The sequence below is a fragment of the Terrimonas rubra genome, assembly GCF_042686025.1.
Classification (GTDB): Bacteria; Bacteroidota; Bacteroidia; order Chitinophagales; family Chitinophagaceae; genus Terrimonas; species Terrimonas rubra.
Window position 1 is genome coordinate 878,407 of the sequence record NZ_JBHUOZ010000001.1, and the last position, 13,830, is coordinate 892,236.

The 13,830-nt window shown below is 44.5% G+C and carries 14 protein-coding genes; 13 read left to right on the top strand and 1 reads right to left on the bottom strand.

Annotated features, from left to right (window positions below; translation table 11 throughout):
- Positions 1-204 precede the first annotated feature (204 nt).
- From ACFS6H_RS03755 to ACFS6H_RS03815, 13 genes are all read left to right on the top strand, one after another.
- Positions 205-516, top strand: a complete 312-nt coding sequence (locus ACFS6H_RS03755) for a hypothetical protein (RefSeq protein WP_386095365.1) — start codon at positions 205-207, stop codon at positions 514-516.
- Positions 517-705: 189 nt separating this feature from the next.
- Positions 706-2,142: a DUF1800 domain-containing protein gene (locus ACFS6H_RS03760; protein ID WP_386095367.1), complete on the top strand. Its 1,437-nt coding sequence runs from the start codon at positions 706-708 to the stop codon at positions 2,140-2,142.
- Positions 2,143-2,328: 186 nt separating this feature from the next.
- Entirely contained in the window at positions 2,329-3,528 is a 1,200-nt protein-coding gene (locus ACFS6H_RS03765) for a DUF1501 domain-containing protein (protein WP_386095369.1), read from the top strand.
- Between the two features lie 170 nt (positions 3,529-3,698).
- Positions 3,699-4,019 carry an ArsR/SmtB family transcription factor gene (locus tag ACFS6H_RS03770; protein WP_386095371.1) on the top strand — a complete coding sequence of 107 codons (321 nt, stop codon included), beginning with the start codon at positions 3,699-3,701 and terminating at the stop codon, positions 4,017-4,019.
- The gene (locus ACFS6H_RS03775; protein WP_386095373.1) at positions 4,016-4,519 is read left to right on the top strand and encodes an SRPBCC family protein; all 504 of its coding nucleotides are present in this window, start codon (positions 4,016-4,018) and stop codon (positions 4,517-4,519) included. Before ACFS6H_RS03770 ends, ACFS6H_RS03775 begins: the two co-directional genes overlap by 4 nt.
- A 4-nt stretch (positions 4,520-4,523) precedes the next feature.
- A complete protein-coding gene (locus ACFS6H_RS03780; protein ID WP_386095375.1) occupies positions 4,524-5,024 on the top strand; it encodes an SRPBCC family protein in 501 nt (166 codons plus the stop codon).
- Positions 5,025-5,123: 99 nt separating this feature from the next.
- Positions 5,124-5,489: an iron chaperone gene (locus ACFS6H_RS03785; protein ID WP_386095377.1), complete on the top strand. Its 366-nt coding sequence runs from the start codon at positions 5,124-5,126 to the stop codon at positions 5,487-5,489.
- A gap of 181 nt (positions 5,490-5,670) precedes the next feature.
- Complete coding sequence (locus tag ACFS6H_RS03790) at positions 5,671-6,423, top strand: ABC transporter ATP-binding protein (RefSeq protein ID WP_386095379.1); 753 nt, start codon at positions 5,671-5,673, stop codon at positions 6,421-6,423.
- Positions 6,423-7,715 carry an ABC transporter permease gene (locus ACFS6H_RS03795; RefSeq protein WP_386095381.1) on the top strand — a complete coding sequence of 431 codons (1,293 nt, stop codon included), beginning with the start codon at positions 6,423-6,425 and terminating at the stop codon, positions 7,713-7,715. Before ACFS6H_RS03790 ends, ACFS6H_RS03795 begins: the two co-directional genes overlap by 1 nt.
- A gap of 2 nt (positions 7,716-7,717) precedes the next feature.
- Positions 7,718-7,966 (top strand): phosphopantetheine-binding protein, encoded by a 249-nt coding sequence (locus ACFS6H_RS03800; protein WP_386095383.1) that lies wholly within the window; start codon positions 7,718-7,720, stop codon positions 7,964-7,966.
- A gap of 22 nt (positions 7,967-7,988) precedes the next feature.
- Positions 7,989-9,302: a WS/DGAT domain-containing protein gene (locus ACFS6H_RS03805; protein WP_386095385.1), complete on the top strand. Its 1,314-nt coding sequence runs from the start codon at positions 7,989-7,991 to the stop codon at positions 9,300-9,302.
- Positions 9,303-9,352: 50 nt separating this feature from the next.
- The gene (locus tag ACFS6H_RS03810) at positions 9,353-10,642 is read left to right on the top strand and encodes an FAD-dependent oxidoreductase (RefSeq protein ID WP_386095387.1); all 1,290 of its coding nucleotides are present in this window, start codon (positions 9,353-9,355) and stop codon (positions 10,640-10,642) included.
- Entirely contained in the window at positions 10,620-12,053 is a 1,434-nt protein-coding gene (locus tag ACFS6H_RS03815; protein ID WP_386095389.1) for a class I adenylate-forming enzyme family protein, read from the top strand. The genes ACFS6H_RS03810 and ACFS6H_RS03815 overlap by 23 nt, the downstream gene beginning before the upstream one ends.
- A 52-nt stretch (positions 12,054-12,105) precedes the next feature.
- Here ACFS6H_RS03815 and gldG read toward each other — a convergent pair whose 3' ends face one another.
- The gene (gene gldG, locus ACFS6H_RS03820; protein WP_386095391.1) at positions 12,106-13,830 is read right to left on the bottom strand and encodes a gliding motility-associated ABC transporter substrate-binding protein GldG; all 1,725 of its coding nucleotides are present in this window, start codon (positions 13,828-13,830) and stop codon (positions 12,106-12,108) included.

The following is a 13,830-nucleotide window of genomic DNA, read 5'->3' on the forward strand; positions in this document are numbered from 1 at the left end:
AAGGTGTAGAGTATTAGATTAAAGTATCTATACTGTTATGCCGGTGAAAACAATGCAATTTTAAACGGGCTCTTGGAACTTTTCACCCCTTGAACATTTGAACCTTTGGAACCACCTATGTCCGGGCCGAAAATTTTGGCATTAATTTGGTTTGTCATTGTTTTGTCATCTAAAAAATATATATTGTATCATAAATCATTAATTATGAAAAAAGTAGCCGCTTTATTTATAGCAGTCGCCACCTTTGTGGTAGCCTGTACGCCCAAGGCTTCTCCCTCTGCAACGGAAGCTTTGATCCCGGCCGAAAGCCGCGTTAAAACCGATAAAACCACTATAGATGCAGGCCAGGTAATATCATCTACCTCCTGTACCAAGTGTCACCGCGAGAAAGATTATTCCCGTGCCACTTACGACGAATTACGTCCTGTACTGGCATCCATGGTAAAAAAAGCCAAGCTGGATGAAAAGGAAATACAACAGATATCGGCCTATGTACACAGTAAGGCAAAAAAATAATATTTTAATAATCGTTAAAAAACAGCCACCCTTAAAAGGTGGCTGTTTTTTTGCAGGTACAGGGATAAGTACCATCCGTGCAGCTTTTCCCGGGGACAAATACCGGACCTCTCTATGTTAAGTTTATAATAACTGCCCGCAGTTATTAAACCGGTTGATTTTTATACAGTCAATAATAAAAATATTGTTATGGCCGAGAAGGACCTGTTACAAAATAAACACCTGTTATGGCGGGCCGGGTTTGGACCGGCGGTAGAACAGCTGGACGACCTGGAGAAATACAGCGCTCAACAGTATTATAAAAAACTGGCAGCCCTTTCCGCAAAAAAGACAAATTATTTACAGGGCACTGATAAAGCTTTGGAGGACCTGTATACCGAAAATATAGGCAAAAAAGCGGCAGACAGAACTGCCGAAGAAAGGCGGGAGATACAACGGTTACAAACAGAAGCCACACGTAAACTAAGCAGCCTGTGGATGAGTGAAATGGTGAACAGTGAACAACAGTTAAAAGAGAAGATGGCCCTGTTCTGGCATGGCCATTTTGCCTGCCGCAGCAACAATGCCTTTTACCAGCAACAGTTATTACATATCATCAGGGATAATGCACTGGGCAATTTTGGTGACCTGCTGAAAGCCGTATCACATTCACCCGCCATGCTCACTTTTTTAAATAACCAGCAAAACCGCAAAGGCAGGCCAAATGAAAATTTTGCCCGTGAAGTAATGGAACTGTTTACCATGGGCCGTGGCAATTATACCGAAAAAGACATTAAAGAAGCGGCACGGGCCTTTACCGGCTGGACCGGCACACCGCAGGGCGAATTTGTGTTTAGAAAGAACCAGCATGATACCGGCGAAAAAACCGTACTGGGTAAAACCGGCAATTTTACCGGCGATGATGTTTTGGATATTTTGCTCGAGAAAAAACAAACGGCCATTTATATTACCCAGAAGCTCTATCGTTTTTTAGTAAATGAAACGATAGATCCGCAACAGGTACAGTCATTGGCAGAAAAGTTTTATAAAAACAACTACGATATCAGCGCTTTGCTGAAAGATATTTTTACCAGTACAGCATTTTACGATAAAAAGAATATGGGCGCCCTCATAAAGTCGCCGGTAATATTGCTGGCCGGTATACAACGCATGATACCCATGCAACTGGAGGATGACAATGCCCTGTTAACCATACAGCGGGTATTGGGTCAGCTATTATTTTACCCGCCTAACGTGGCAGGGTGGCCCGGGGGAAAGACCTGGATAGACAGCAGTACCCTGATGATGCGCCTGCGGGTGCCACAGTTATTTACCGATGAAGACGAATTGAATGTTACACCCAAAGACGATGACGACCAGATGATGGGTATGAAACAGGCTAAGCCCAAGAAGAACCTGGGAGCCAAAGCCATTAGTGCCAGTATGAACTGGGAGCAGCATTACAAACAATTGAGTAAAGTAAAACGGGAGGAACTGCTGCAAATCATCAGCAAATACCAGTTACAAACGCCCGGCGCACTAGCACCCGAAACGATTAACAAATATGTTGACGGGGCAAGCCGCGAAGCTTACATCAGATCGGCCACCATACAGGTAATGAGTACACCGGAGTACCAGTTGTGCTAAAGGGGGCCGAAAGCTGAAAGCTTCAACGCAGAAAAGGTTTACTGTTGATGAGCGAGAGGGACGATGAACGGAGCGTCGCAACAGCTGCCCTATCAGGGAACAAAAGCCGGTAACAAAATAAAAAGACAATAGTATCTATATACTAAGGTCTGTATACTTTATACTAATATCTAAATACTATTGACCATGCTCATAAAACGCAGAACATTTATACAAACAGGTTCACTGGCCACGGCATCCTTGTTATTACCCCGCTTTTTAAAAGCATTTGAAGGAGGGTATACTGTTCCGCCAGGTAATAAGGTGGTGGTGGTATTACAGTTAAGCGGCGGTAACGACGGGCTTAACACGGTGATCCCCATACGTAATGATGTGTATTATAAACTGCGCCCGCAATTGGGCATAACAAAGGATAAGGCTTTACAATTGACCGATGAAGTGGGCCTGCACCCGGCATTGACCGGTTTTAAATCCTTATACGATGAAGGTAACCTGGGTATAATGAACAATGTGGGCTATCCCAACCCGGACCGGTCGCATTTCAGAAGCATGGATATATGGCATAGCGCCAGTAAAAGCGATGAATACTGGCACCAGGGCTGGGTAGGCCGCTACCTGGATGCCCAGTGTAATGGTTGTGATAAACCCACCCAGGCCATTGAGATAGATGATGTGCTGAGCCTGGCATTGAAAGGCAAGGGCAATAACGGTATTGCGGTAAAAGATCCGCGTCGCTTATACGGCACCTCCAACGAAAAATTTTTTAAAGAGGTGATGAAACAGCACCAGCAGGCACAGGAAGAACAACCGGTGGATTACCTGTATAAAACCATGGCGCAAACATTATCATCGGCCGATTATATTTTTAAACAAAGTAAGCTGCACCCTACCAGCGCTACCTACCCCAAGACCGACTTGGGCAATAATTTAAAAACAATTGCCTCGCTGATCTTCTCCGAGATCAACACCAAAGTATACTATGTTTCCCTGGGAAGTTTTGATACGCATGTAGGCCAGGATGACCGCCAGTCGAAGCTTTTTAAAGATATGAACGATGCGGTGCTGACTTTTACCAACGACCTGAAAGCCAATAACCGTTTTAATGATGTATTGCTGTTCACTTTTTCAGAGTTTGGCCGCCGGGTGGCACAAAATGCCAGCAACGGCACCGATCACGGTACAGCCAATAATATGTTTTTCATCAGCGGTGGCCTGCAGCAAAAAGGGTTGATCAATGCCATGCCCGACCTGGGCAACCTGCAGGACGGTGACCTGCAGCACAGCGTTGACTTTAAGAATGTATATGCTACGGTACTGAATAAATGGCTGGATGCGGATGATGTAACGATACTGGGCCGCAAGTATGATAAAATGTCGTTTATATAAACGGCTCTCTTAATTTTTCTCTCATCACATACAACATACACAATATGAGTGCCTTAAGGCACTCTTTTTTTGCCCGGAGATAAATTTTAAAAAAAATAAAGATTTTTTTTGCGCAACCAAAAAGTTGCACATATATTTGCAACCGAATGGTTTCATTAAAACAATAACGCATGCGCAGAGATATATTCCAGGCCATTGCCGACCCCACCCGGCGGGCCATTTTAGTACTGATAGCCGTACAGGCCATGACCCCGAATGCGATTGCCGAGCATTTTGACAGCACCCGGCAGGCGGTGTCCAAACACCTGAAGATTTTGCAGGAATGTGAATTGATAAAACCGGAACAACAGGGCCGGGAAATTTATTACCAGCTTGAAATTGAAAAAATGAAAGAAATAGATAAATGGCTGGAGCAGTTCCGGAAGATATGGGAAACCCGTTTTAACCAGTTAGACAACTTATTGGCAACCTTACAAAACAAAAAAAAATGAACAGTAACCTTTTATTCGATTTTACGGTAGACAAAACAAACCACACCATCCGTGTAACCCGCGAATTTGGTGCGGAATTGAACCTGGTATGGCTGGCCTGGACCACCGCCGAATTACTGGACCAATGGTGGGCGCCCAAACCTTACTACGTTCAAACGAAGACATTACACTTTGCCGAAGGCGGACAGTGGCATTATGCCATGATAAGCCCCGAAGGTGATAAACACTGGTGCCTGGCCGATTATAAAACCATTGATCCAACCAAAAGTTATACAGCCCTGGACGCTTTTTGCGATGAAGCCGGCAAGATGAATGCCGATATGCCCCGCACTTTTTGGACCAATGTATTTACGGCAAATAACGGCACCACAACCGTAAATATCACCCTGCAATACCAAAGCCTGGCCGACCTGGAAAAAGTATTGGCTATGGGTATGCAGGAAGGCTTTACCATGGCCCTGGACAACCTGGATGAATTATTATTAACGATTAAAAAATAAACCCATGCATCACTTACAATTTGATTTCCTGGTAGACAAGGAGAAAAACACCATCACCGTTAAACGGGAGTTTGCCGCCGGCCGTAGCCTGGTTTGGGATTGTTACACCAAAAGCGAATTACTGGACCAGTGGTTTGCACCCAAGCCTTTTACCACCAAAACAAAATCGATGGATTTCAGCGAAGGCGGCCACTGGATATATGCCATGGTTGACCCGGAAGGAACCGAGTACTGGGGCCGTACCGATTATACCAAAATACAACCCATAGACTTTTACCACTCTTTAGATGCCTTTTGCGATGCTGAAGGCAATGTAAACCCCGAAATGCCCCGTGCCGAATGGGAAGTAACATTTACCGACCTTAACAACAATGCCCTGGTACAAACCATTGTTACCTATAAATCACTGGCCGACCTGGAAACCGTGATACAAATGGGCATGGAAGAAGGACTGAAATTAACCCTGGAAAAACTGGACGAGCTGTTATTGGTACTGAATAAATAGGTTTGTTACCGGCAATAGGTTAACAGGCCGGCTTTTAGTAAATTACAGGTATTAATGCCTTTGCTGGCTCCTTATTCATTCAGTAAACCCTTTGACACTATGGCAAAAACCGATTATAAAACGATTGACGAGTACCATAACGCTTTTCCTGCCGAAGTGCAGGAAAGAATGCAGGCCATCCGTAATATTATTCATAAGCTAGTGCCAAAAGCCGAAGAAGTGATCAGTTACCAGATCCCGGCTTTTAAATACCATGGCTTTCTTATTTATTACTCGGCCTATGCCAAACATATCACGCTCTCCAGTCCCTGGAGCCAGGCTTTACTGCAGGCTTTTGATGCCGACTTAAAGAAAATGAAAGTGAGCAAATCGGCCATACAACTGCCCAATAACGAGCCCCTGCCAACTGACCTGGTAAAACGTATTGTTGCCTTCAGAAAAAAAGAGAACGAAGCGGGAAAATAATACACACCAGCTTTATACAGCGGCCGGCATTGAAATGCCGGCCGCTGTAATTATATGTCAACGTTGTTTATACCCTGTAAGTCATTTTATTTTTGCCCTTGCCCGTTTCGTAAAATAAATGGCCGATTCCTATCCGCTAAGTATAGTAATTTCGTAAAGCAGTTGTATTTTGCCGTTTTATATGAGCAACGAGCCAATTATCATAGTTGACCATTTAACCAAACAGTTTAAAACCGCCGCTGAGCCTTCAGTGCGTGGTATTTCGCTGGCCATCAGGCAACACGAGATTTTTGGTTTACTGGGGCCGAACGGGGCCGGTAAAACCACTACTATTTCCATGTTATGCGGCCTGTTTCCACCCACTAGTGGCAGCATCATTATTAACGGTATTAATTTACAGCAACACAGCGATGCCGTAAAACAACTGATAGGCGTAGTACCGCAGGATATTGCCTTATACCCAACTTTAACCGGCCGCGAAAACCTTGTTTTTTTCGGTCATATGTATGGGCTGAAAGGCAAGCCGCTGCATGATAAAATAGATGCCTGGCTCGAAAAACTGGGTTTAAGCGCTAAAGCAAACAGGAAGGTAATGGAGTATTCCGGCGGTATGAAAAGACGTATTAATTTAATTGCCGGTATTCTACATAATCCCAAAGTGTTGTTTTTAGATGAGCCGACCGTAGGGGTAGATGTACAAAGTCGTAATGTGATCATTGAACGGTTAAAAGAGCTGAACGCCGAAGGAACTACTATTATTTATACCTCCCACCATATGGAAGAGGCGGAGCATTTTTGTACGCGGGTATCCATTATTGATCGTGGTAAAATTTTAGCGGAAGATGAACCCCGGGCCTTAATTAACGCCTATCCCGGCAGCAAAAACCTGGAAGACGTTTTTTTACACCTCACTAAAAGAAAACTACGGGATTGATGTTTACGAAACTAAAAGCCATTATCAGGAAAGAAGCTATCATCCTGCTCAGGGATAAGATCGGCCTGTCCATTCTTTTCCTGATGCCCATGGTGCTCATTTTTGTAATGACCATTATACAGGATGCCGCTTTCAGAAGCATTAACGAAAGCAGCATTCCCATTGTATTTGTAAACAATGATAAAGATTCCCTGGGTGATATGGTTGAACAGGGTCTGCGTAATAATGAGCTGTGCAAATACTACGACTCTATTAACGGTAAACCGGCCACACTGGAAACTGCCAGGCAGGCCGTGGCTGATGGTAAATTTTTATTGGGCATTGTAGTGCCGCAAAATGCCACCAAAGCCATCCGGGAAAATGTATCGCAGTTAATTGATGAATCTATTAACCCGACGGAAGCTGCTGCAGCCATACAGGGCATGAAAGATTCGGTAGAGATCATCATCCTTATTGACCCCGTTACCAAAAAATCATTCATTTCTTCTATTACCAGTGCCTTAAGAGAGTTTATATCGGAGGTAAAGACAAAGATCATGTTCGAGACCTTCTCCGAACAAATAGCCGAAGTGATACCCGAAGGCGGTAAAAAACCCGGCAACACTTTTAACCGCTCGCAAATATTCCGTTACTCCGAAGAATATGCCTCGAAGAACAACAGTGCGATCATTCCCAATGCCGTGCAGCACAATGTACCGGCCTGGACCATCTTTGCCATGTTCTTTATTGCCATTCCCTTATGCGGCAGTATTATGAAGGAAAAATCGGAGGGCAGTATTTTCCGGTTGCATACCATGCCTACCTCCTACCTGTTATTAATGCAGGGTAAAGTAATTGTATACCTGATAGTGGGCCTGATACAGTTCCTGTTAATGTTATGTGTAGGCCTGTACATATTACCGCTTTTTGGCCTGCCGCCGCTGGTAATGGGCGATAGTTTTTCCGGCATACTGGTATTAACCCTGGCCACTTCTTTAGCAGCAACTGGTTATGGTGTATTAGTGGGTACGCTGGCCAATACCGAACAGCAGGGTGCTATACTGGGGTCTTTATCGGTATTATTGCTATCCGCCTTAGGCGGCATTTGGGTGCCCACTTACGTTATGTCCAAAACCATGCGTAATATCAGTGAAATATCGCCCCTTAACTGGGCGCTGGAAGGCTACTATAATTTATTTTTACGTAATGATGGATTGAGTTCCGTACTACCGGCTACCGGCAAACTATTAGCTTTTTTCATCATAACCATTGCTATTGCGATGACCGTAAATAAAATGAAAAGAAAAATATAACAATGGACCAGCAACAGATCATTGCCGATATACAACAGTTTATTCAGCAAAATATAATGGCAGAACATGTAGCCATTACACCCGGCTCCAACCTGCAGGATGCAGGCCTGGACTCTTTCTCCACTGTAGAGGTAATTTTATTTATAGAAAGGCAATTCGGGGTAGCTATACCGGATGAACATTTATTACCGGAAAATTTTAAAACCCTGCAGGCTTTATCGGCCCTGGTATTGCAACTAAAAAACAACTAAGTTTACCCGTAAAGATTATTGCTTGAATTCCTTTTTACATAAACTGCCCGCGAAAGTTTATTTAACCGGCTCCGATTGTTTTCACCTGGTACTGGACAAACACGCCAAGAAATACCAGGCAGGCGGGAATGTAATGCGTATTGTTTTTAATACGGAAGACCGTGTTGATAGCAAAAACCTGCAACAAATATTTGCGGGTTCGCCGGTCATACATTGGTTATGCAATATACAACTGAAGGCCGGCGCATTATTTGGCCGTCCCTACTGGCAATATACCAATAAGGGCCATGAGATCATCATCCGGGCACACCATCACGATGTATTTAATGAAATACCGGGTATCGTTCTGCAACGTGATATACCGGTTGAAGGCGAAAGGTTTATTGAATGCGATATTATTCAATACCCCGACCACCGCTCACTGATCGTTGTTTCGTGGAACCATATATTGATCGATGGCCGCGGCATTGGTATGCTTATCAGCCACCTGAATGAAGTAACAGCCGGTAATTTCTCTGCCAACATCAGCAACCTTTTTCCGGCCAAAGAAAAACCATCCGGCATATTGGCGCATATACGCAATATGTATAAGGTTAAAAATTTTATTGAGCAATCATCCAAACCGCCCCTCGCATCAGTGGCCGCAGTCAGCAGTAAGGCAAGGGCTCCCTTTAAAACCAAAATCATCTATTTTAACGAGGAGGAAACCGGGCAAATTCATCGGAACGCCATTTCACATGGGGCCCGTTTAGGACCTAACCTGTTTTATATAGCCTGCTGCAGCCATGCTGTCAATAAATTATTAAAGCAAAGAAATACCCAGGGTACCTTATGGTTGCCCGTTCCTTACGACGGGCGTTTACGGGGAGCAGTGGGGCCTGTTATTTCCAATACGGTGGCTTTTTTCTTTTATCGTATGCCGCAACAGGTTTTACAACAGGTTAAACAAACCGTCAGCAGTTTATCGGAGCAAATGACGGAACAAATAAAAAACAAACGCCCCCAGTTATACAGTCAACTGTTGAACATGATGCGGCATTTACCCGTTTGGTTATATTACAAGCTGGTAAATAAAACCGGTGAAGGTACTTTTACCAGTTTTGTATATTCTGCTACAGGTGAAGGCTTTAACAACCATAAAAGCTTTATGGGGCATGCCGTTTCGGGGCTTACTATTTACCCCTCGCCAACATTTCCCCCGGGCCTGACCTTTTCCTTTTTAAAATTCAATAACGCTTTAAATATTAATATTGCTTATTCTCCGGATATTATAGATACATTTGAAATAGCATTAATTGAAGAGGAACTAAAAAAACTGCTTTCCACCGCTTCTTAAACCAGCGTTTACAGGATATAATAACGCTGTTTGCTTTGTACCAGTTAATCATGAGCCCAACCATTGACCATACAGATATTGTAATAATCGGAGGCGGTATAGCCGGGGTAGCGGCAGCTATCGCTGCTGCACAGGCAGGGCGCCGTAAGGTGGTACTGGTAGAAAAAGCGCCTTATTTAGGCGGAAAAGCCACTGCCGCAGAAGTGGGTACCATTTGCGGGCTTTACCAATACGATCACCGGCCCCAGCCCCGTTTTATGGTACATGGGTTTGCCCGGTTTTTTGCTGAACAGTTACAAAGCGCATCCGAAACACAACCCCTGATTAACGAATATCATTTAGCATACCTGCCTTACCAGGTAGCACATTTTAAAATACTTTGCAGCCAACTCCTGCAACAGGCCGGCGTAACCGTTTTACAATGGGCAACCGTGGTAGGAATAACCGAGCAAAACCATATCATTAAACAGGTACAGGTACAAACGGCCGGCAGCCTGTTACACTATCATACCCAAGCCGTAGCAGATTGTTCCGGCGAGAGTATAGCCGCCAGGTTTTTGTCATTACCCTTAATTGAAAGCGATAACTACCAGGCCGCTGCCCAGGTTTTTACACTCTCGGGTATCAGTGAAACAAACGAAACCAGGCTTTCCTTTATCATTTTAAAAGCTATCGGCAAGGCTATTTATGATAAAACCGTTCCCGATTATTTTGATCGTATTTATTTAATTCCGGGCTCATTACATAACGGCATTGCTGCCTTCAAAATAGGCATCCCGGTACCTGTAACCTTTGGGGCGGGCAACCTCCAACAGTTACACCAAACGGCCTTACAATTTATAACCCGCCTGGTGGAGTTTTTAAGAGATGCCGTAACGGCTTGCCAGCATATAAAACTGGAACATATTGCGGACGAAATAGGTATCCGTACAGGAGTTCGTACCCTGGGCAAATATGTATTAGAGAGTAACGATATACTGGCATGTAATCATTTTAACGATGCCATTGCCAATGGTTCCTGGCCCATAGAAATATGGCAGCAGAATAAACGGGTGGCCATGCAATACTTCCCGAAAGACAGTTATTACCAGATCCCCGCCCGGTGTTTACAATCGGCACATATACCTAATCTTTTTGTAGGAGGCCGTTGTATTTCTGCAACCGACGAAGCTATTGCCAGCGCCCGTGTAATGGGTATTTGTTTACAAACGGGCTATGCTGCCGGACTGCTGGCCCTGGGACATGTACAAAATACAATACCGGAACTAAGTATACAAAGGCTACAAAAGCAGCAACTGAAAACTGTATTTTCGCAATATGAAGAAGTACCCGGTATATGAGGTGTTGCAACAGGCCGCTACCCGCTGGCCCAACCAACCGGCTGTACATGATGAAGCAGGAACCATAAGTTTCAGTGAACTTTTTACCCAGGCAGAAATATTACGTGTACAGTTAGAAAAAACTGGCATATTACCCGGCATGGCCGTTGGTTTAAAAGCTAAAAATGGCCGTGATTTTATTACCGGCCTCTTTGCCATTGTAGGCAGCGGGGCGGTAGCTTTACCCATCTATCACCAGTTAAAAGCCGTAGAGATCGACGAACTGGTACAACAGACCGGCCTGCATGCCTGGATAGATGACCATAGCGGTACTGCCTATCAACAGGAAAAACTTCTTGTCCTTACGCCCTCCTTTTCGCTTGGCTTCTCCGATCAGCCTTTTACTACTTCTTTTGCTCCTTTTGTTAATAACCCGGCCTTTGTCCGCTTTACTTCCGGTACTACCGGTAATGCTAAAGGAGTAATTATTTCCCACCAATCGGTAATAGAACGGATAGATGCCGCCAATAACGGCCTGCAGTTAGGGCCTGGCGATACGGTGGTATGGGTATTACCCATGGCCTATCACTTTGTGGTATCAATTGTACTATATGTAAAATACGGCGCGGCCATAGCAGTAGTAAAAGATTTTTTAGCCAAGAATATCATGGAGATCACCAATAATCATACAGGTACTTTACTGTATTCATCACCGGTACAGGTGCGGCTACTGGCCAACGATACCAGCGGGGTAATGATGCCTTCTTTAAAAAAAGTTATATCCACCTCCGCTGGCATTTCACCGGATATATGTATTGCGTTTAAAGAACGTTTTAAGGTGGCGGTTAGCCAGGCTTATGGCATTATTGAAATAGGCCTGCCCATGTTAAACTTCTTTCAGTCGGAGGAGCACCCGGAGGCCGTTGGCTATCCCGTGCCGGGCTACGAGATCGGTATTTTAGACGAAGACTATCAACCGCTTCCCGATGGCACTATAGGTTACCTGGGCATAAAAGGACCCGGTATGTTTGATGCCTATTTACAACCGGTTAAACTGCGGGAGGAGGTATTGGTGAATGGTTATTTTATCACCGCAGACTTTGCCTCCCGTTCAGCAGACGGGTTAATAAAAGTGGAGGGACGTGCCAAATCGGTGATCAATATTTCCGGCATAAAAGTTTTTCCCGAGGAGGTAGAAGCCGTATTGGAAAGCTATGAAGGCATTGCCCAGGCCAGGGTAAGCAGTGAGCCGCACCGCTTATTAGGCCAGGTCATTGTGGCTTCTATTGTACTGCGTCCGCAGTCAATCGTCAATACGGAAAACGTGATACAGTATTGCCGCAAACGTTTATCCAATTTTAAAGCGCCGCAAAAAATAGTTATTGTGGATAGTTTACCCATGACCAAAACAGGTAAACTGCAGCGGTCATAAGTAAGTGTTGAAAGCTAAATGCGGAAAGCTGAAAGCCGGTTGCAGAACATTCCTACGCCGCATATTTTCTTTTGCGTACATACTGGTAAATAAATGCCGCCAATACCACCAGCAATACCGGCACCACAATATTTACAAACTGCCAGGTAGCTTTTTGATCACGCACTTTTACCGGGTCCAGTAAACGCAGGGTATAACTTTTTGCGCGGGTTTCTAAAATACCCGAAGGGTTCAACAGGTATTCCAGTACATTGTTGTAAAAGGTTTTATTGGCATAGGTATAACCCGTAAACAGGTTGGTGCCCATTGGTAAGGGACCATTCATCTGGCTGTACAGGTTCATGGCAATATCACCATCGGCTACCACCACCATCTGGGTAGGTTCATCACTACTCTCTTTATACGGTACATTTAAACTGCGCAGGCTATCCTGTATAGCCCTGGATGTACGGTTTTTAAAGGCTGAAGTAAATTTTCCTTCCAGTAAAACGGCAACCGCCGTATCTTTTACTGTAAAGGTCTTTATATCCGGTGCAATCTGCATGAAATCAAAGTTGATGATGGCTGGTGCCGGCAACACCCTGGCATTGGCGGAAGAGCGTAACAGGAATGTTTTTTTAATGCCCGGCGTCGTTATCGTATCCAGCGTATTAGGGAACATAGCCCGCACACCATCCAGGTTTTTACTTATCGGGTGATTGGTACCATTCAGTATCGGGAAAAACGGCCAGTCAACCAGTCGTTGCTGCTGCCCGGCCCCCTGCTCACCGGTTATTTGCGGCAGTTTGTCTGATTGCATATCCTGTAATAAATTCTGGTTTAACCGTACACCGTATTTAAAAAGCATGTCTTCTAAATTCAGTCCCCGGTCATAAGCAGTAAAGCCACCGGACTTATATAAGCTGTCAAACTCTGCATACATGTTGTCTACCATCCAGAATATCTTGCCACCACGCATCAGGTATTGGTCAATCTTCAGTTTATCTTCATCGCTGAATGGTTGGGTAGGTTTTAATATCACCAGGGCATTAAAGAAAGAAGGAATAAAAGGTGCGGTCCTGATATTCACCGTATCAAAACGGTATTGCTGTGCCAGTGTTCTCACAGCATCATCAACATTATAACCCCAGCCCTCACCATGGCCCAGAGCATAGCCCACTACCGGCTTTGTTTTGGCTGTAACTTTTTCAATGGCGCTGCCGAATTTATACTCCAGTGTCGCTTCCACATCATTATATAAAGCGGCCATCTCCTCGGTTTGGGTGCCATAGGAACGCATTCCTTCTAAAAGGTTAACCCCAACGGAAGTATCGGCATAATGTATCACCGCACCGGGTAATACCAGTTTTTGCTTCATTTCATCGCCCACTTTGCCGGGGGCCTGTAAAGTATAGGGGCTGATATTATAGAAGTAGGCGATAGAGTCCAGTACATAAGCGGCTGTAGAGTCATCCAGGTTTTTTAAGGGATCGATAAAGTTGATGGTGATATTACGCTGGTTCACCTCTTTATATTCCTGTAAAAATTCACGGGTACTGTTGGCCAGTTTCCTGAAGCCGGCCGGAAATTCGCCTTCTAAAAAAACGTCAATGGTAACCGGGCCATCCAGCGAACGCAATAGGTTTTTAGTAACATGGCTAAGGGTATACCTTTTCTCCTGGGTAAGATCTATACGGGTATGCACCAGCGAAGCCAGTAAGTTAACACCTGCTACTACGGCCAGTAAAATGATCCACCAATATTTTGTTGCTGTTAGCTTTTGTAACAGGTTGTTCAT